Source organism: Bacillus cereus group sp. MYBK139-1, from assembly GCF_051916915.1.
Taxonomy (GTDB): domain Bacteria; phylum Bacillota; class Bacilli; order Bacillales; family Bacillaceae_G; genus Bacillus_A; species Bacillus_A pacificus.
In genome coordinates, this window is record NZ_JBQAHO010000002.1 from 219,118 (window position 1) to 239,057 (window position 19,940).

Below are 19,940 nucleotides of genomic sequence, written 5' to 3' on the forward strand. Positions count from 1 at the left end.
AGTAGTCTTAGCGTAATGACACGTATTTGTGATATGATTATATGATGTGACAGCGCTGAAAGGGGAAGAACGATGATCTATTTTGATAATAGTGCGACGACAAAGCCATATCCAGAAGCTCTTCAATCGTACGTAACGGTTGCGGGGAAATATTTTGGGAATCCTTCTTCTATTCATTCGCTTGGAGGAGAGGCAGAGCGTCTATTAACACAATCAAGAACAATTGCAGCGCAGCTTCTTCACGTTAAGCCTTCTGAAATTATTTTCACATCAGGTGGAACGGAAGGGAATAACCTTGCGATTAAAGGAATAGCGATGAGGAATCGTTCGCGCGGTAAACATATCATTACAACAAATATTGAACACGCGTCTGTGTTTGAAGCATATAAACAATTAGAAGATCTCGGTTTTGATGTAACATATTTACCGGTTAATGAGCATGGTGTTGTATCGGTAGAGGATGTAAAACGAGCGCTTCGTGAAGATACGATTCTTGTGTCAATTATTCACGTGAACAACGAGACTGGAGCAATTCAGCCTGTTGCTGAAATTGGAACGTTATTATCGAATTATCCGAAAATAAGATTCCATGTGGACCATGTACAAGGGATAGGAAAAGTACCGCTTAATTTATACGCTTCTCATATTGATCTTTGCTCAATATCTGGACATAAATTCCACAGTGTAAAAGGAACGGGTCTTCTTTATGTACGTGATGGCGTAAGGTTAGATCCAATTTTATCAGGTGGTCAACAAGAGCTGAAGTATCGCTCTGGTACAGAGAACTTACCTGGCATTGTAGCGATGGTGAAAGCACTTCGCATGACAATGGAGCAAGTGAAAGAAAAGGTAGCTCATTTGCAAAGTTTACAAGCAGAGCTTGTTCGTTTCTTTAAAGAAATGGAAGATGTAACGATTAATACGTCGCTTGCATATGCAGCACCGCACATTTTAAATGTATCATTTGTAGGTTTAAAACCAGAAGTGGTCGTTCATGCTTTAGAAGAGCACGGTGTATATGTATCAACGAAATCTGCTTGTTCTTCAAAAGCAAATGAAGTGAGCAGAGTGTTAGTGTCAATGGGAGTACCGCATGCCGCTGCTGCAAGTGCTATTCGCATTAGTTTGGCGCCAGAAAACACGATGGAAGAAGTAAAGCAATTTGAAGGTATTGTGAAAGAAACGATGCCAAAATTATATGAAGTGATGAGGTAAAGGAATATGATGACATATGAATATATTTTAGTTCGTTATGGAGAGATGACGACTAAAGGTAAGAACCGTTCTAAATTTGTAAGCACATTAAAAGATAACGTGAAGTTCAAACTGAAAAAATTCCCGAATATTAAAATCGATGCAACACATGACCGTATGTATATCCAATTAAATGGCGAAGATCATGAAGCGGTATCTGAAAGATTGAAAGATGTATTTGGTATTCATAAGTTTAACTTAGCGATGAAAGTACCATCAGAATTAGAAGATATTAAAAAAGGTGCATTAGCAGCTTTCTTACAAGTAAAAGGCGATGTGAAAACATTTAAAATTACTGTACACCGTTCTTATAAGCATTTCCCAATGAGAACGATGGAATTATTACCTGAGATTGGTGGACACATTCTAGAAAATACAGAAGATATTACTGTAGATGTTCATAATCCAGATGTAAATGTACGTGTAGAAATTCGCAGTGGTTATAGCTATATTATGTGCGATGAGCGTATGGGAGCTGGCGGTTTACCAGTTGGCGTTGGCGGAAAAGTAATGGTACTTCTTTCTGGTGGTATCGATAGCCCAGTAGCAGCGTACTTAACGATGAAACGCGGCGTATCTGTGGAAGCAGTTCACTTCCATAGCCCACCTTTCACAAGTGAGCGCGCGAAACAAAAAGTAATCGATTTAGCACAAGAGTTAACGAAATACTGTAAACGTGTAACACTTCACCTTGTTCCATTTACAGAAGTGCAAAAAACGATTAATAAAGAAATCCCATCTAGCTATTCAATGACAGTTATGCGCCGTATGATGATGCGTATTACAGAGCGTATCGCAGAGGAGCGTAACGCACTTGCAATCACGACTGGTGAAAGTCTTGGACAAGTAGCAAGTCAAACATTAGATAGTATGCATACGATTAACGAAGTAACAAACTATCCAGTTATTCGTCCGCTTATTACGATGGATAAATTAGAGATTATTAAAATCGCTGAAGAAATCGGCACATATGAAATTTCAATTCGTCCGTATGAAGATTGCTGTACAGTATTTACACCAGCAAGCCCAGCGACGAAGCCGAAGCGTGAAAAAGCGAATCGTTTTGAAGCGAAATACGATTTCACACCATTAATCGATGAAGCTGTAGCAAACAAAGAAACAATGGTATTACAAACGGTAGAAGTAGTGGCGGAAGAAGAAAAATTCGAAGAACTTTTCTAAAACCATAAATTACCATATCTAAAACGTGTATGAAGTCATGTTATTTATCACACTCTATACTCACAAGGAGGTGATATAACATGTCACGTAGCACAAATAAATTAGCGGTTCCTGGTGCTGAATCAGCATTAGACCAAATGAAATACGAAATCGCTCAAGAGTTTGGTGTTCAACTTGGAGCTGATGCAACAGCTCGCGCTAACGGTTCTGTTGGTGGTGAAATCACTAAACGTCTAGTTTCACTAGCTGAGCAACAATTAGGCGGTTACCAAAAATAATCCCATATGATGGCTTAGAAAGAGCGGGTTCTCCCGCTCTTTCTTTTTTGTGTTATGTCACTATTTGTCGGTAAGTCGATATATTTAATTTTCGTTAATATATTCCAAGTTGTGTTAGATATATTTGAAAAACTCTCGATATAATTTCATTTACCAATTCGACAGAACTGAAAAATTTGTCAAAAGAAGAGGGTTCAAAATTTACAGAAAATTCTTTATTATATAAGGGAGGCATAAAGAAAAAGGAGGATGTTTATGAAGAGAGAAGAATTGTTGGCACCGCCGTCTTATAATTTAGTTTCTGAAATAGAGAAATATACAGGCGATAAAGAGAAGCTTGCTTTAATTTGGCAAGATGATAAAGGGAATCGACGAGAAGTTACATACGCTGAGTTAATGAAAGGTGCAAATAAAATTGGAAACGCTTTTATAAAGAGTGGTCTGCAAAAAGGGGACAAGCTCCTCATTATGATGCCTCGTTTAATTGAAGCATACATGACGTATATCGCTGCGATTAAAGCAGGGTTTGTCGTAATTCCGAGTTCAGAAATGTTACGTAAAAAGGATATCGAATACCGTATTGGACACGGGGAAGTAAAAGCAATCGTAAGTTATGAGCCGTACATTGGACAGTTTGATGATATAGAAGCGATGGACTCTCTTCAAAAATTCGTTCTGAGCGAGCAGTCAGTAGATGGATGGATTAATTTAAAAACAGCGTTAGAAAAAGAGAGTGATATGTTAGAAATGGCGAAGACAGATAAAGAAGATATGGTCTTTTTATCTTACACGTCAGGAACGACAGGAAATCCAAAAGGTGTTGTTCATACGCATGCGTGGGCATACGCTCATTTACGTACGAGCGCTCCAAATTGGCTCGGAATTGAAGAGAATGATGTTGTGTGGGCGACGGCTAGTCCAGGCTGGCAAAAGTGGATTTGGAGCCCGTTTTTAGCAACTCTAGGCTCAGGGGCAACAGGATTTGTATACCACGGTAAGTTTGAACCAAAAACGTATTTAAATTTATTAGACGATAATAAGGTGAATGTGCTTTGTTGTACGCCGACTGAGTATAGATTAATGGCAAAAGTAGAAGACTTAAGCCAGTACAATTTAGAGGCGTTACATAGTGCTGTATCCGCAGGTGAGCCGTTAAATAGAGAAGTCATTGAAACGTTCCAAAAGCACTTTCATATTACAGTGAGAGACGGCTATGGACAAACGGAAAATACATTGCTTGTTGGTGTAATGAAAGGGATGGATATTAGACCAGGATCAATGGGAAAACCAACGCCAGGTAACCACGTTGATATCGTAAATGAGGAAGGTGTTCCAGTTAAAGTAGGCGAGGTTGGTGATATTGCAGTTCACATTGAAACGCCAGCCCTCTTTAAACAATACTACAAAGACGATGAGCGCACAGCGATGCAATTCCGCGGTGATTATTATATTACCGGTGATAAAGCGAAGAAAGATGAAGACGGCTATTTCTGGTTTGAAGGACGCGGTGATGATATTATTATTAGCTCTGGTTATACAATCGGGCCGTTTGAAGTAGAAGATGCACTTGTAAAACATCCATACGTAAGAGAATGTGCAGTTGTCGCAAGCCCTGATGAAATTCGCGGAAGTGTCGTGAAGGCATTCATCGTATTAAGAGAGAATATAGAAAAGAGCGAAGAAACATTAATTCCAATACTTCAACAACACGTCAAAGAACTCACTGCACCATATAAATACCCTCGCAAAATTGAATTTGTAGACGAACTACCAAAAACGATTTCCGGAAAAATTCGCCGTATTGAACTTAGAAAACAAGAGATGGAGATTCCTTCAAAATAATGTTGAAAATAGTGAAATAAATAGTTGAACGAAGTATTAAGCATATGATATTATAGAAACGAACGTAAGTTCGGTTTTATAAATTAAAAAGAAGAGGTGTCCGTATGATTTTAGGTATTAATCCGTACTTAGTTTTAGATGGTAGTGGGCAAGAAGCTGTACAGTTTTATAAAGAGGCGTTAGATGCAAAAGTAGAAGTCATGCAAACGTTTGGTGACATGCCTGAAAATCCAGAATACCCGGTTCCAGCTGAAGCAAAAGAGCGCGTTTTACATGCTACTTTAAAAGTTGGTAATACGGACCTTATGATTTCTGATACATTCCCAGGTAAAGGGCATACAATTGGATCTCAAGTAACAATCGCAATTCAAATTAGTAATGCAGAAAAAGCGAAAGAAGTATTCAACAAGTTACAAGAAGGTGGCGAAGTTATTATGCCACTTCAAGAAACGTTCTGGAGCCCAGCATACGGACAAGTAAAAGATAAATTTAGCATTGAGTGGCAAATTACAACGTCTACTACTGAACAAAAGTAATGTTTAGAAAAGCACCATGTTTTGAAATGGTGCTTTTTTTTATACAATAAAAAATAAAGGAGATGAAATATATGGGGGAAATTTGGTATGGCGGCACCATTTACACAATGAGAGAAGAAAATGAAAAAGTGGACGCTGTTTACGTTGAAAACGGTATGATTGTTGATGTTGGAAGTAAAGAAGAGTTAGAAAACCGATATGCTGCGGTTACATTGTACGATTTAGAAGACAAAACGATGATTCCAGGCCTTGTTGATAGCCATATGCATCTTATTGGTCACGGGGAGAGATTACTTCGTCTAGATTTATCAAACTGCACATCTTATAGCGAAGTGCTGACTCTCGTTCGGAAGCGCGTAGAAGAAGCACCAAAAGGTTCTTGGATTATTGGAGAAGGTTGGAATGAGAATAACTTTACAGATACGAAAGATGTTCACGCGCGTGATTTAGATGGAATTTCGAAAGAACATCCCATTTTATTAAAGAGAGTTTGCCGTCACGTTACATGGGTGAATTCATACATACTGCAAGAAGCAAATATAACAGAAGCGACAGAAGATCCAAAAGGTGGGAAAATTGGCCATGATTCATCAAATATGTTAACAGGGCTTTTATATGAACAAGGACAAGAATTAATTAAACATGTGCAGCCTGAAATTGATGAAGCCTATTTACAAAGAGCTCTGCAAACAGCGATTAAAGATTGTTGGCAATATGGTCTCGTTGGTGGGCATACGGAAGATTTAAATTATTACGGTGGTTTTAGAAAAACGCACAATGCGTTTTCTCATGTTATAAAGGAAATGCCATTTAAAGCACATTTACTCGTTCACCATGAAGTAGCACATGAACGAAAAGAATATGAAAATGAGCATTATATTGAATTTGGGGCAATGAAAATTTTTTCTGACGGTTCTTTTGGCGGAAGAACAGCTTTATTAAGTGAACCGTATGAAGATGCAAAGGAAACAAATGGTGTTGCAATCTTCTCACGTGAAGAGCTTGCAGAGTTAGTGAAAAAAGCACGAGACTTACATATGCCGGTTGCGATTCATACTATCGGTGACTTATCGCTTGAATATGTCATTGATGCACTTGAATTGTATCCGCCAGCAGAAGGATTACGTGACCGCATTATTCATTGTCAGCTAGCTCGTGAAGAGTTGATTGAAAGAATGAAAAACTTACAAGCCATTATTGATATACAACCAGTCTTTGTTTCATCGGATTTTCCATCAGTCATTGAAAAACTAGGTGAGCAACGTCTTCGTTATGCGTACGCTTGGAAGACGTTACTGGAAGCAGGATTACACTGTAACGGGGGCTCGGATGCTCCAATTGAGCAAGTGAATCCGTTTCTAGGCATATATAGCGCTGTTACACGTAGAAGTTTTATTGACGGTGTGTGCTATATGCCAGAGGAAAGGCTAACGGCATATGAGGCTGTCTCTTTATTTACAACAGGAAGTGCCTATGCAATTGGAAAAGAAGCGAAGCGAGGGCAAATTACAAAAGGATATGAAGCGGACTTTACGATATTAGACCGCAATATTTTTGAAATAGAGGCAGAAGAAATAAAAGAAGTACAAGCAGAAATGACCGTAATAGATGGCCGAGTCGTCTATAGAAAAGATGAGTAAAAATATATCAGCGATTATCGGAATATATCGACCGTAACTCGAAATATATCAGCGATTATTGAAATATATCGACTTACCGACAAAAACTGACAAGAATAACGGCCGGATAGCGAGAGGTTGTTGTTCGCGCCAATAGGGGTAAATAAATAACCGTAGAATTATGGGCCACCATAATTCTACGGTTATTTTAATACTATAAAAACGTTCTCTGTACTTTTTCCCAGAAAGAGTTGTTTTTTAATTTAACTGTTTTAATTTGTTTATCGCTTAAGCGTACAACAGCTTTTTCCACTTGTTTAATGCTAAGCGCTTCATTATCCATACCGATAACAGGATAATCGTTACCGTCTGGTCTTAGTTTTAAAGTTAATGTACGTTCGTGATTTAAAATGAACGGTGAACCAAGTGTACGGTATGTGTTGTTATTTAAAGATGCTAATTCACTTACTTGGAAGCAAGGGATAAGCGGATCAACAACTGCACCACGTAACGATTTATTGTAAGCTGTACTTCCTGTTGGAGTAGAGACAACTAAACCATCGCCTCTAAATGTTTCGAAATATAAATCATCAACGTGAACATCTACAACGAACGTTTTAATAATGCTAGAACGTAATGAGAACTCATTTAAACAATGGAAGGATGTACTGCCATCTACATCTACCTCAATTGTTGGATATTTTCGCACTTCAATTTCATTTTTTGTAATTTCTTGAAGGGCTGTATCAACGTGATCAATATGGAAATCGCAGTAGAATGAAATTTCATCTTTCGTAGAAATTCCTGCGTATAAACAATCTTCCCTAAAACCAGTTTTACGAACGGCTTGTAAGAAAGTTGCATCATCTCCAACACTGACGATAGCGTTTGCATTTTTTGGATGATCTAATATGGTAAATCCATTCTCTTCTAAAATACGATAGATTGGTTTCATTTTTTCAACGAGCTTTGCTTTGTCATCACCATAAAAGAAAAATAAATTGCGACGATCTGCCATTATGTATCCCTCCACTGCAGTTAAATTTTCTATGCTTCGTACTACATATCATTAGAGTCCGTTCCCTGATGATATGTTCAAATAATATATTTCGATATAAATTGTCAAAATACCTTTTTATTTTTAGAAAAATTTTTATATTCAATCTTATAAAACTCTGTTTAATGATGAATAAAGTTGTCGATAATGGGTACGGAGTGAAAGGATGATACGTATGAAGTGGTTCGTAATTGGAATAATAATTCTTCTCCTTTTTATTTTGCTTATACTATTGTCGAAAATAAAGCTTAAAGTGACATTTTTATATTCAGAAATGGAAAAGCAATGTTTGTTTCAAGTGAAAATATGGATGATTCGCTATACATTTGATGTGTTGGAAAGAATTGAGAAGCAACAGAAGAAAACCGGGCAAAAAATCGAAAAAGCTGAAGAGGATGGCGGGCTCGATAATAAAATTATGGCACAACTTGATAGCATTGGGGAACTGATAAAAAAGCTGCAAGAAGTTCATACTATCGTTAAAGATTTTCTCAAACGAGTGAAAATCAATGGTTGGAGATGGCACACGCAAATTGGTGCAGGTGATGCAGCTAGTACTGGAATTGTTACCGGATATGCATGGGGGACAAAAGGAATGGCTGCTGGAGTTGTAGGACAATATATGCATATTGTCGACGTACCAGAATTTGAAATTACTCCTGTTTTTCAAGGGAAAGGGTTTGCGTCAAGATGTGAATTAACAGCATCCTTTCGTATATTCCGTGCTATAAAAACAGGTATTAAATTAATCGCGTTTATGAGAAAACAAAGATCTGGTACGACTGAAAAATCTGTTCAAGCATAAGGGGGGATATAGAATGGACCATCCAATTCAAGGTTTAATGACAACCGCAATGCAGCATTTAAAACAAATGACTGATGTAAATACAATTGTAGGCGATCCAATTAAAGCTGCTGATGGAAGTGTAATTCTTACCGTTTCAAAAGTTAGCTTCGGATTTGCCGCTGGTGGAAGTGAATTTGGTAAAATAGAACATTCAGGCCGTCATCCATTTGGCGGGGGAAGTGGTGGAGGAGTTTCTATTAATCCTGTTGCTTTTCTCGTTATAAATGGAGAAGGCGTAAAAGTGTTACATTTAGATAAGCAAACACACGTCATCGATAAAATAATTGAATTAGCGCCACAAGCTGTTGATAAAGTGAAAGAAATGATGGATAAACGAAAAGAAGACGATCCGGAATTTCAAATTTAATGAATAAAGAAGCTGATCAATGGATTAGCTTCTTTAATTTTTTTGTAAATAAAGCGATTTTATTTGCATTATCGATAGGGACAAACTATCATTTACATTGTACATATTTTGTTTAAATAAGGGAGGATTTTCAAGTGGCAAACGTAACTTTTAAAGGTAACCCAATGACTTTAGTTGGAACAGAAGTTAAAGTTGGCGATCAAGCGCCAAACTTCCAAGTGTTAGCAAATGACTTATCTCCAGTAAGTTTAGAAACATACAAAGGCGAAGTGAAATTAATTAGTGTTGTACCTTCAATCGACACAGGTGTATGTGATGCACAAACACGTCGTTTTAACCAAGATGCAGCAGGTATTGAAAACGCGAAAGTATTAACAATTAGCGTAGACTTACCATTCGCTCAAAAACGCTGGTGTGCAGCAAACGGTTTAGAAAATGTTGTTACACTTTCTGACCACCGTGACCTTTCATTCGGTGAAGCTTACGGCTTAGTAATGAAAGAGCTTCGTTTACTTGCTCGTGCAGTATTCGTAGTAGATAGCAATGACAAAGTAGTTTACGTAGAATACGTAAGCGAAGGTACAAGCCATCCAAACTATGAAGCAGCATTAGAAGCAGCTAAAGCTGCAAAATAATGCAAAAGAAATGGCCTCTTATAAAGAGGTCGTTTTTTCTCATATATTGCTCTGTAACGGCATCGATATATGAGAAAAAACGTTATATCATATATAACTTAAAGGGGAGCTCTTTGTAGGAGGTCGCTTTTTCTTTTTGGAAAAAAACACTTTGTGGTATGATATAAGTTATGTGTAAAAGAGAGAAGGAGGAATGTACGTGAGTCAGACAGTAGAAACATTATTTTCTATTTTTGATTCTTCTGCGGTAGTTTTACGTAAAGAATTAGATGTAACATATTTAGAGGCGCTTGTAGAAACAGGTGATAACTTGTTTGAAGGAGCAATTTTACAAGAGGAATTATCAGAATCAGCAATTGAAAGGCTGAATCGTGAATATAGTACGTTTAATGAAGAAACATATAAAGGTGAAGAAATTCGTAAAGCATTTCAGTTAGCCATCTTAAAAGGAATGAAAGAAGGCGTACAAGCGAATCACGAAATGACGCCTGATGCAGTTGGTATGTTCATGAGCTACTTATTCCATAAATTTATGCAAGGTCAAAATGAAATTACTGTGTTAGACCCTGCAATTGGAACAGGTAACTTGATGACTACCGTATTTAATAGTGCCAAAGAAGGACTAACAATGAGTGGATTTGGTGTAGAAGTGGACGAAGTGCTAATTAAACTTGCTTTAGTAAATGCGAATTTACAAAAGCATGCAATCGAATTCTTCCATCAAGATGGACTAGCACCGCTTTATATCGATCCAGTTGATGCAGTCGTTTCAGACTTACCGGTTGGTTACTATCCAAATGAAATCGGTGCAAGTGAATATAAGTTAAAAGCAGATGAAGGAATGTCATATGCCCACCACCTATTTATTGAACAAAGTGTGAAGCATACGAAAGAAGGCGGATACTTATTCTTCTTAGTGCCGAACTTCATTTTTGAAAGTGATCAAGCACCGAAATTGCATGCATTTATTAAAGAAACATGCTTTATTCAGGGGTTATTACAGCTACCTGTTTCCATGTTTAAAAACGAGAAAAATGCAAAAAGTATATTTGTTCTCCAAAAGAAAGGCCCTAGTGTAACGATGCCAAAACAGGCGTTATTAGTGGAGTTACCTAAATTCTCCAACATGAAGGCGATGGAGGACATTATGGACCAATTAAATACTTGGTTTGCAACGCATAAATAAGGCTAGGTATATGTAACAGGGTTAGTAATTCATGTAGTACAGTTTTATATGATATGTCATATTTTTAAATATATACAAGATTTAACTGAATTTTTTTGAAATCTGTAATATATTTTTTTTCTTGGTGTTACAATTTTTTCACTTGAAATATATGTCGTACGATGTTTAAATTAAAATCGTGAGTATAAAATTTGCTAATGATGAAACGTTTTCATATTTAGTAAATTTGATCAGATAAAATCGAGCGGTTTGTGGAAACATCCACACAACTACCAAGAGAAAAAGGGGCGAAAGACTAGATGTCAAAAATCATCGCGATTAACGCAGGAAGCTCTTCCTTAAAATTCCAATTATTTGAAATGCCAAGTGAAACAGTATTAACAAAAGGTTTAGTAGAACGTATCGGTTTAGAAGATAGTATCTTCACTATTACTGTAGATGGCGAAAAACAAAAAGAAATTACAAACATTCCAGATCACGCAGTAGCAGTTAATATGCTTCTTAAAAAATTAACTGAAAACGGAATCGTTAAATCTCTAGATGAGATTGGCGGTATCGGTCACCGTGTTGTTCACGGCGGCGAAAAATTTGCTGACTCTGTTCTAATTACTGATGAAGTATTAGCTGATATCGAAGAATTAAGCGATTTAGCACCACTTCACAACCCAGCAAACGTTGTTGGTATTAAAGCATTCCAAGAAGTATTACCAAACGTACCAGCAGTAGCAGTATTCGATACAGCATTCCACCAAACAATGCCGGAATCTGCATTCCTATACAGCTTACCATATGAGTACTATGAAAAATTCGGTATCCGTAAATACGGTTTCCACGGAACTTCTCATAAATATGTAACTGAGCGTGCAGCTGAGCTATTAGGTCGTCCACTTGAAAGCTTAAGCTTACTGTCTTGTCACTTAGGTAACGGTGCAAGTATCGCAGCAGTAGAAGGCGGTAAATCTATCGATACTTCTATGGGCTTCACTCCACTTGCTGGTGTAACAATGGGTACACGTTCTGGTAACCTTGACCCTGCGTTAATTCCATACATCATGGAAAAAACAGGTCAAACAGTAGAAGAAGTGGTTAACGTATTAAACAAGAAGAGTGGTATGTTAGGTCTTACTGGTTTCTCTAGTGACCTACGTGACATCATTGCGAAAGAAGAAGAAGGCGACCACCGTGCGAAAGTAGCACTTGACGTATTCGTAAGCCGTATCCACAAATACATCGGTTCTTACACTGCTCGTATGAAAGGTGTAGACGCAATCATCTTTACAGCTGGTGTAGGTGAAAACAGTGCGATTATTCGTGAACGCGTATTAGAAGGCCTTGAGTACATGGGCGTATACTTCGATGCAAAACGCAATAACGTATTCGGTGAGGAAGCATTCATCAACTTCCCACATTCTCCAGTAAAAATTATTGTAATTCCAACTGACGAAGAAGTTATGATCGCTCGTGACGTACTACGTCTTGGGGATATTGGTTAATATACTATATGAAAAGAAAGACGAGATCCTATAGGATTTCGTCTTTTTTCTTTTGAATATAGTTTAAAATTCCATCTGGATACAGTGCTTTTTTCTCTTGAATGAATGCTGTAATGGGAATCCATTTCGCATATGATACTGTTTGCTCATCTTGTATCTTCACTTTTTCCATTCCATATAGTGATGTGTCTAATAAGCGTAAAGAATATAGTTGAATGATTTCATGAGCAATTTCTCCATCAAGATGAAAGATATTTTCTAAGCAACCTAAATAATCGGTGATTTCCACTTCTGTATGAAGCTCTTCTTGAAATTCACGAATAATCGTATGTGCTGATTTTTCACCAAGTTCAATTGAACCGCCAAGAGGCCGGTAATATGTTTCATCGCCTGTATGATATTCTTGTACGAGAAGCCGCTCGTGATGTATAGCAAGACCGAAAGCTTTTGCACGTGGATACATATACAATCACTCCTTATTTATTCTATATAAGGATGATTATAATGTGTTTTGTAATAAAAAGTGCCATGTATTTAAGGATGTGGTCTAATCGTAATCCCATCAAATAAGTCATTCCAAAATGCTTCATTGTACTGAAATACATGCATAATAGGACATTTTATAACGCAAATATTTTGCAATCCCCAATCTTCTTCCGTAACAGTTGGTACATCTTCAGGAATGAGTAATAGGACAGAGAATGTATGTGTAACGATTTGAGATAAAATGTGTTCCAAGGAACGTGCTTCTTCGTATGTTCCTCCAGTTCTAATAAACAATATAGATTGTGCCGTTTCAATTGTATTTAGAAAACGAGTAATACGATGCTCATAATTTAACTTAATTTCTGTATAAGAAGGCCAAGAAGTTGGTGTGTTTACATCTGTTTTAAAGTCGTGGCAGGAGTCGATTTCATATAGATTGTCCCGTAGTCTTAATTTCGCACCATCATCCCAAAATGAGATGAAGGATAAGTTTTCTAACTGTAAAAAACGGTCAAATCGATTTTGTAATAATATATTCACCTTTTCTAATGATGGGCTTAGCATAAAATCAATAACGCCAAAAAATGGTGATAATTTGAATTGATATAACGCCCAAGCAGGCCAACAGTTTTGTCCTAAACTGAATACTGCATGATATTCTTTTTTTATATCGGATAGATTCATGTGATTTATCTCATCCTTTTTTGTTAATATTTTATGTTGTGAAAAAATAGTGTGTGAATAAAGATAGACAAGCATATTTGCAAAGAATAAGCAGAAATATGTTACAATAGAAAAAAATCGAACGAGGTGGTTGTTACGATGCGATCGAAGCGAGAACAAGCCATTTTAGACAATATAAAAGAATGGGAATCGCAATTAGTTGAGCAAGAAGCGACTGATTTTCAAAAACTGTTTGATAAATGGGTACATACTACAATTGCGAAACTACCTGAGAAAAAACGAAAAGATTTCTTTACGAAAGCAGATGGATGGCTCTTTCATTTGCATGCATTGATTCAAAGTTCACAATCACAGTTAGATGCGCGTAATCGTATTTTAGGAACATCGAGATTATTTGATGAATCGATTGAGCAACTAGAGGATTTAAAAGCATTATCTATTGATCAATTAACATACATAGCAGAGCAGCAAACAGCACGCCATCGCCTATATTCATTCGTACAAGGCGGAGCAACGGGTGCTGGAGGTTTATTATTATTAACAGCTGATTTTCCGGTTATGATTGCGTTAAATGTGAAGGCTGTCCAACTTATTGCAACGTCATTTGGGCATGATGTGAACAAGCCTTATGAAATGATGCTTGCGTTAAAGGTCTTTCATGCGTCATTACTACCAGGAAGACTTCAGCAATACGCATGGTACAATTTACTGCAAGAGTTAGAGCAAGAAGATTCGTTCTTCTACGAAGGAGACGAAGCGGTGTTACAACCAGCTTCTACTGAAGTTGTGCTAAAACAAATTTTGAAAACATTTTCGATTTATGCTCTTCGTCGTAAATTATTCCAAGGTATTCCGGTAATTGGAATGGCAATCGGGTCTACAGTAAATTATCGTTTAACAAGAAACGTTACTGAATTTGCAAATAGATTTTATCAAGTGCGCCACATAGTCGAGAAGGAAAAACGGGCATAAAAAAAGCGAGAGGCCGAAGCCTTTCGCTTTTTTAATTTGTTGCATGCTTTTTGGACATTGGAAGAGATACTGGCTGCTTTTCTTCTGCTTTTTCTGTTTTTGGATAATAAATTAAATCCAATGTTTTTGCCTGTACGGCAATCGAAAGAATAGTAAAAGCAATTTCTGTCCAATTTAAATAATATAATGAAAGCGCAAGAACAATCGCGTCAAAGACGAAGAAAATTTGCCCAATTGTAAAACGTGTTTTTTTACTTAATACAATTGTTAAAATATCGTCTCCACCGGTTGCACCGCCAAATCGCAATATAAAACCGAGTCCAATACCAGCTAACGCACCGCCAACTACTGCAGCTATAAATAAATTGTTTGATAAATCGACCGTAAATGGAGAATAATTTTCCATAAGAGAATAAAATACTCCGAATGAAATTGAACCTAAAAATGAATAGCCAACCATTTTTCTACCTAACAATGACGCACATAGTAAAATAATTGGGATATCCATCATTACAGTTGAGATAGATGGTGAAATATCATAAAAATTTTGGATGAATAGTGCGATACCTACAAAGCCACCTTCTGTTAAGTGGTTTTGGAAGTGAATGTGATATAGCGCTGCTGCTAAAATAAATGAACCGATTAAAACCATAAAAATTTCTTTAATAATTTGTCGACTTTGGATGTTCCTCATCGTTATTCCTTCTTTCCGTAGTTAGTAGTCCTTTTTTGTGTTGTAAACTAACTACGAGCTCACATGTAGCTTCAGTTAGTTTACGAAAAAACTAACTACGCTATATGTCGCTGAAGAAATAACGAATAATCCTCTCGTCCATCAATTCTCCCTACTTTCGTTTTAGTTTAAGTCTTAAAACGACTAAACAAAACGTGGAGTAGGATTCTTCATTTAGCAATCCTGCTCTTCTTTGTTTTGTTTAGCTAGTAACAATTAAGCCCTAAACAAAACGCTATGTGTAAGAAGAGTCTTTTTTTTGCCAAATTATCCTTCGGGCAATCATAATTTCCCCACTCTCGTATTTTTTTCGCTAGACTAAAGTATCTGAGCTGGAAAATACGCTACGTGTATGATTCGTCAATACGATGCCACATGCTCCTTCGAGCGATCATGATATCAAAATCCCTTCCTTCAAGATTTATATTATTATATCATACTTTCAAAAAATGTATGCGGATGGAAACCGACAATAAACGGAGGAAATCTACAAAAATTGTTATGTTTAAATATTTTTGTAGAAAAGCCTAAGTTATTTTGGAGAATTGGAAAGTTTTTTTAGTTTGTCCAATAAGTAAGAAAAGAAGAGTTTCTATTCAGTTGTATTTTTATCATCATTTTTATCTTTAAAAAACGCATCCCAGCTAATCACACTGAAAAAAGTTAAAGCGATAATAACGAAAGCGCGCATAAGTGTAAGGCCTCCTTTTGTACATAGTATATGAATCGTTCACTTTGGAATGTGTCATTTTTTTACAAGTCTTAACTATTATGAGAGTATATTAATATAGATGGATGAAAGGGGAAGTGAGAATATGCTAAAAGACATGTTTAAAAGAAAAGAATTAACATGTGTTTCATGTCAGAAAAAGATTCAATATGAAGAAGAGCTCGTTGCTTTTGTAAAGTTACCGAAAGAGAGAAGTATATTAGTTGGCCCATTTGATGTGTGTTTGGCGAAGACAGCACAAGAGATATATTGTAAATCGTGTTACGACAAAAAAGCATGACCCAAAGTAATTGAGGGGCATGCTTTTTTTATTGGTGTGCTTTCCCCTCAGATACATTTTGAGTGAGTCGATACCAAAGCCAAAGGTCATTAATGATGGAAGCGAGATCGGCAATTTCTGAATTCAGTTTGCAAGAAATTTCGAAGTCTTCTTCGTTATTTAAATGATGCTGTTTTGTATTAATATAATGTTCGAGTTCTTTTATACGATCAGGAATCTTTCCGCGAACTTGTTCCCATTTTAATAAAATCGCATGTTGCATTTTTTCGGGGATATCTTCCCAGTCTTCTTGTAAATGCGGAATTTCAATTCCGAGATGTTCATCGTATAAGAAATACTTTTCCATAAGTTCACCCCCGTTTTCCTGCTTATATTGTACAAAAAAACAGAAAGAAGTTCGACGAAATTGTTTGAAAAAATTTGAAAATGACTCTTGATACATTTTGTAAAAGGTGTTAAAGTGTGAATTATTATAAAAGAAAATGAATATTTATTCTTTAGGGGGATGCAAAATGGAGAAGAAAAAAGTTGTATTAGCATATTCCGGAGGTCTTGATACTTCCGTTGCAATTAAATGGTTACAAGAGAAGAATTATGATATTATCGCGCTTTGTTTAGACTTAGGGGAAGGTAAAGACTTAGCATTTGTAAAAGAAAAGGCACTTTCAGTAGGTGCAATTAAATCATATATGATTGATGTTCAAGAAGAATTTGCAAATGAATATGCATTGATGGCGATGCAAGCGCACACGTTATACGAAGGGAAATACCCTCTCGTTTCAGCGTTATCACGTCCGCTTATCGCGAAGAAATTAGTAGAGATTGCAGAACAAGAAGGCGCGACTGCAGTGGCACACGGATGTACAGGGAAAGGGAATGATCAAGTTCGTTTTGAAGTTTCTATTCAAGCATTAAATCCTTACTTAGAAGTGATTGCGCCTGTACGTGAATGGAAATGGTCACGTGAAGAAGAAATTGCATATGCAAAAGAAAACAATGTACCAATTCCGATTAATTTAGACAGCCCATTTTCAATCGATCAAAACTTATGGGGACGTAGCAATGAATGTGGCATTTTAGAAGATCCATGGGCAGCGCCGCCAGAAGATGCATATGAGATGACATTAGCATTAGAAGATACACCGAATAAACCAGAGTTTGTAGAAATCGGCTTTGAAGCAGGCGTACCGACCACTTTAAATGGTACTGCATACCCACTCTCAGAACTAATTAAAACGTTAAATGCACTTGCTGGAAAACATGGCGTTGGACGTATCGATCACGTAGAAAATCGTCTTGTCGGTATTAAATCGCGTGAAGTATATGAATGCCCAGCAGCGATGACATTAATTACGGCGCACAAGGAACTGGAAGATTTAACACTCGTAAAAGAAGTAGCACACTTTAAACCGATGATTGAGCAGAAAATAACAGAACTTATTTATAACGGTTTATGGTTCTCGCCTTTAAAACAAGCGCTGAATGCTTTCTTACAAGAAACGCAAAAGAATGTAACAGGCATGGTGCGTGTGAAATTATTTAAAGGCCATGCGATTGTAGAAGGACGTAAATCTGAGTACTCTTTATATGATGAAAAATTAGCAACGTATACTGCTCAGGATGAATTTAATCATGATGCAGCAGTTGGATTCATTTCACTATTCGGTTTACCGACGAAAGTATACAGCCAAGTGAATCAAAAGAAGGTGGAAGCGTGAGCAAACTTTGGGGCGGACGTTTTACAGAAGAAGCGGAAGCATGGGTTGAAGAGTTCGGAGCATCCATCTCCTTCGATCAACAATTAGTAAATCAAGATATAAACGGAAGTATTGCACACGTAACGATGCTAGCAAAGCAAGGCATCGTTACGAAAGAAGAAGCAGAGAAAATAAAGATAGGTCTTCAATATTTATTAGAAGAAGCGAAACAAAATAAATTGAATTTTTCGGTTGAAGCTGAAGACATTCATTTAAATATCGAAAAGATGTTAATTGAAAAAATCGGTGAAGTAGGCGGGAAACTTCATACTGGACGAAGTCGTAACGATCAAGTAGCGACTGATATGCATTTATATTTAAAAGAAAAAGTAGAACATATTATAAAAGCTACAAAACAATTGCAAACTGTTCTTGTTCATCAAGCAGAAAATAACATTGAAACAATTATGCCTGGCTATACGCATTTGCAGCGTGCCCAGCCGATTTCATTTGCGCATCATATTCTCGCTTATTTTTGGATGTTAGAGCGTGATGTGAATCGTTATGAAGATTCGTTAAAGCGTATTAACATGTCGCCATTAGGAGCAGGAGCGTTAGCTGGAACGACATTCCCGATTGACCGAGAATATAGTGCGGAGCTTCTTGGATTTAATGGAATGTATGAAAATAGTTTAGATGCAGTAAGCGATCGTGATTTCATACTGGAGTTCCTAAGTAACTCATCTATGCTTATGATGCACTTATCGCGCTTTTGCGAAGAACTTATTTTATGGAGTAGCCAAGAGTTTCAATTTATTGAAATGAGCGATCAATATGCAACGGGAAGCAGCATTATGCCGCAAAAGAAAAACCCGGATATGGCAGAACTTATTCGTGGTAAAACAGGCAGAGTATACGGTAATTTATTTAGTTTACTTACAGTAATGAAAGGATTACCACTCGCTTACAATAAAGACTTGCAAGAAGATAAAGAAGGAATGTTTGATACAGTAAAAACAGTAGAAGGATGCCTTCATATTATGGCAGGCATGCTAGAGACAATGACTGTAAACAAAGAAAAAATGGGGCAAGCTGTAACGCAAGATTTCTCTAACGCAACAGAAATTGCCGACTACTTAGCAAACAAAGGACTACCATTCCGTCAAGCTCATGAAATTGTTGGAAAGCTAGTGCTACACTGCACACAAAAAGGAATTTATTTAGTAGATGTACCACTTGCAACGTATAAAGAAATGAGCTCGTTATTTGAAGAAGATTTGTATGAAGTGCTGTCACCATATGCAGCTGTAAAGCGTCGTAACAGTGCTGGTGGGACTGGATTTGAGCAAATTGAAAAAGCTTTGGAGAAGGCGAAGGGATTGGTTGGAGAGTTTGTAGGAATTAAATGATGTATGAGATAGAAGGTAAGGTGCTTTTTATAGAAAGCACCTTACCTTTTTGTATTTAGATTTTTACAGGAGTATTTATCATTTCATAATCATAAAATGATGTTTCTCATGTATTGCTAATAGTTGAATAGATTGAATTAAATTAGGATAGTGAGCAATTGGATCTAAAAATACGATATGCCCTGCAATATTTTCTTCTATATTTTGAACGAGTTTTTTTATTTCATTTGTTTCACGTGTAAGTAATTCTTCTAATTCAGTTACATTCATAGAGCGATAGACTTTTTTTGAAGGGATTAAAATCCAAGGTGCTTTCATTCCTTTACCATACTTTTCTTTATATTCGGCATAAATGTCATGTATGTCAGTTACAAATGGAGCATTTTTTCTTAGCTTTGCATAAGGGATAAGGATGAACGAGAATTTAATTGCTACTTTGAGCATTTTTGTAATTAAATATAAGTGATAAAAATGCTCCCCGATAGACCATTTTCTATTCTGCGGGCGATACCATAGTTGTTCTTGAGATAGTGAATGGAGATGAGGAAGGAACTCGTTCCTTTGTACATGTAATGTATGAAAATACTTTGAGATATTTTCAGATTTCATATTTTGACACCCTCCACATTTTTTCTAATTATAGCATTTTTCGT

At 36.7% G+C, this 19,940-nt stretch carries 21 protein-coding genes; 15 read left to right on the forward strand and 6 right to left on the reverse strand.

All coding sequences use genetic code 11. From position 1 onward, the window contains the following. Positions 1-72: 72 nt before the first annotated feature. The 6 genes from ACTFRS_RS12240 (at position 73) to ACTFRS_RS12265 (ending at position 6,732) form a co-directional block, all read left to right on the forward strand. Entirely contained in the window at positions 73-1,215 is a 1,143-nt protein-coding gene (locus ACTFRS_RS12240) for a cysteine desulfurase family protein (RefSeq protein ID WP_000638965.1), read from the forward strand. A gap of 6 nt (positions 1,216-1,221) precedes the next feature. Next, the gene (gene thiI, locus ACTFRS_RS12245; protein ID WP_000989288.1) at positions 1,222-2,436 is read left to right on the forward strand and encodes a tRNA uracil 4-sulfurtransferase ThiI; all 1,215 of its coding nucleotides are present in this window, start codon (positions 1,222-1,224) and stop codon (positions 2,434-2,436) included. A gap of 80 nt (positions 2,437-2,516) precedes the next feature. Further along, positions 2,517-2,714 carry an alpha/beta-type small acid-soluble spore protein gene (locus ACTFRS_RS12250; RefSeq protein WP_000091640.1) on the forward strand — a complete coding sequence of 66 codons (198 nt, stop codon included), beginning with the start codon at positions 2,517-2,519 and terminating at the stop codon, positions 2,712-2,714. 255 nt (positions 2,715-2,969) lie between these two features. Further along, entirely contained in the window at positions 2,970-4,556 is a 1,587-nt protein-coding gene (mbcS, locus tag ACTFRS_RS12255) for an acyl-CoA synthetase MbcS (RefSeq protein ID WP_139866432.1), read from the forward strand. A 104-nt stretch (positions 4,557-4,660) separates the two neighbouring features. After that, complete coding sequence (locus ACTFRS_RS12260; RefSeq protein WP_139866433.1) at positions 4,661-5,092, forward strand: VOC family protein; 432 nt, start codon at positions 4,661-4,663, stop codon at positions 5,090-5,092. 71 nt (positions 5,093-5,163) lie between these two features. Then, entirely contained in the window at positions 5,164-6,732 is a 1,569-nt protein-coding gene (locus tag ACTFRS_RS12265) for an amidohydrolase (RefSeq protein WP_139866434.1), read from the forward strand. Positions 6,733-6,925: 193 nt separating this feature from the next. Here ACTFRS_RS12265 and ACTFRS_RS12270 read toward each other — a convergent pair whose 3' ends face one another. Beyond that, on the reverse strand, positions 6,926-7,729 hold the full coding sequence (locus tag ACTFRS_RS12270) for an NAD kinase (RefSeq protein ID WP_000785168.1): 804 nt from the start codon (positions 7,727-7,729) through the stop codon (positions 6,926-6,928). Between the two features lie 205 nt (positions 7,730-7,934). On the opposite strand from ACTFRS_RS12270, the gene ACTFRS_RS12275 reads away from it, so the two are divergent. The 5 genes from ACTFRS_RS12275 to ackA all read left to right on the forward strand — a co-directional run bounded on the left by ACTFRS_RS12275 (position 7,935) and on the right by ackA (position 12,296). Beyond that, positions 7,935-8,573, forward strand: a complete 639-nt coding sequence (locus ACTFRS_RS12275) for a DUF2953 domain-containing protein (RefSeq protein WP_139866435.1) — start codon at positions 7,935-7,937, stop codon at positions 8,571-8,573. Positions 8,574-8,586: 13 nt separating this feature from the next. Then, positions 8,587-8,982, forward strand: a complete 396-nt coding sequence (gene ytfJ, locus ACTFRS_RS12280; RefSeq protein ID WP_000350002.1) for a GerW family sporulation protein — start codon at positions 8,587-8,589, stop codon at positions 8,980-8,982. A 134-nt stretch (positions 8,983-9,116) separates the two neighbouring features. Then, complete coding sequence (gene tpx / locus ACTFRS_RS12285) at positions 9,117-9,617, forward strand: thiol peroxidase (RefSeq protein ID WP_000024530.1); 501 nt, start codon at positions 9,117-9,119, stop codon at positions 9,615-9,617. Positions 9,618-9,816: 199 nt separating this feature from the next. After that, positions 9,817-10,803 (forward strand): class I SAM-dependent methyltransferase, encoded by a 987-nt coding sequence (locus ACTFRS_RS12290; RefSeq protein ID WP_139866436.1) that lies wholly within the window; start codon positions 9,817-9,819, stop codon positions 10,801-10,803. Positions 10,804-11,102: 299 nt separating this feature from the next. Then, positions 11,103-12,296 (forward strand): acetate kinase, encoded by a 1,194-nt coding sequence (ackA, locus tag ACTFRS_RS12295; protein WP_000034580.1) that lies wholly within the window; start codon positions 11,103-11,105, stop codon positions 12,294-12,296. A gap of 28 nt (positions 12,297-12,324) precedes the next feature. Here ackA and ACTFRS_RS12300 read toward each other — a convergent pair whose 3' ends face one another. After that, positions 12,325-12,759, reverse strand: a complete 435-nt coding sequence (locus ACTFRS_RS12300; RefSeq protein WP_139866437.1) for an NUDIX hydrolase — start codon at positions 12,757-12,759, stop codon at positions 12,325-12,327. 71 nt (positions 12,760-12,830) lie between these two features. Then, complete coding sequence (locus ACTFRS_RS12305) at positions 12,831-13,466, reverse strand: DUF1796 family putative cysteine peptidase (RefSeq protein WP_139866438.1); 636 nt, start codon at positions 13,464-13,466, stop codon at positions 12,831-12,833. Between the two features lie 138 nt (positions 13,467-13,604). On the opposite strand from ACTFRS_RS12305, the gene ACTFRS_RS12310 reads away from it, so the two are divergent. Next, on the forward strand, positions 13,605-14,438 hold the full coding sequence (locus ACTFRS_RS12310; protein ID WP_087954100.1) for an EcsC family protein: 834 nt from the start codon (positions 13,605-13,607) through the stop codon (positions 14,436-14,438). A gap of 31 nt (positions 14,439-14,469) precedes the next feature. On the opposite strand, the gene ACTFRS_RS12315 is transcribed toward ACTFRS_RS12310, so the two are convergent. Further along, positions 14,470-15,132 (reverse strand): YitT family protein, encoded by a 663-nt coding sequence (locus ACTFRS_RS12315; RefSeq protein WP_139866439.1) that lies wholly within the window; start codon positions 15,130-15,132, stop codon positions 14,470-14,472. 854 nt (positions 15,133-15,986) lie between these two features. Between ACTFRS_RS12315 and ACTFRS_RS12320 the strand changes: the two genes are divergently transcribed. Next, entirely contained in the window at positions 15,987-16,181 is a 195-nt protein-coding gene (locus tag ACTFRS_RS12320; protein WP_000910292.1) for a hypothetical protein, read from the forward strand. A 28-nt stretch (positions 16,182-16,209) separates the two neighbouring features. Here the strand turns inward: ACTFRS_RS12320 and ACTFRS_RS12325 are convergent, their stop codons facing one another. Further along, positions 16,210-16,527 (reverse strand): hypothetical protein, encoded by a 318-nt coding sequence (locus ACTFRS_RS12325; protein WP_000417213.1) that lies wholly within the window; start codon positions 16,525-16,527, stop codon positions 16,210-16,212. A 166-nt stretch (positions 16,528-16,693) separates the two neighbouring features. Here ACTFRS_RS12325 and ACTFRS_RS12330 point away from each other — a divergent pair, with 166 nt between their 5' ends. Continuing rightward, positions 16,694-17,899: an argininosuccinate synthase gene (locus tag ACTFRS_RS12330; protein WP_042514621.1), complete on the forward strand. Its 1,206-nt coding sequence runs from the start codon at positions 16,694-16,696 to the stop codon at positions 17,897-17,899. Next, positions 17,896-19,287, forward strand: coding sequence for an argininosuccinate lyase (argH, locus tag ACTFRS_RS12335; RefSeq protein WP_139866440.1), 1,392 nt, complete (start codon positions 17,896-17,898; stop codon positions 19,285-19,287). The genes ACTFRS_RS12330 and argH overlap by 4 nt, the downstream gene beginning before the upstream one ends. A 78-nt stretch (positions 19,288-19,365) precedes the next feature. On the opposite strand, the gene ACTFRS_RS12340 is transcribed toward argH, so the two are convergent. After that, positions 19,366-19,896 carry a DinB family protein gene (locus ACTFRS_RS12340; protein ID WP_440024907.1) on the reverse strand — a complete coding sequence of 177 codons (531 nt, stop codon included), beginning with the start codon at positions 19,894-19,896 and terminating at the stop codon, positions 19,366-19,368. Positions 19,897-19,940: the final 44 nt, after the last annotated feature.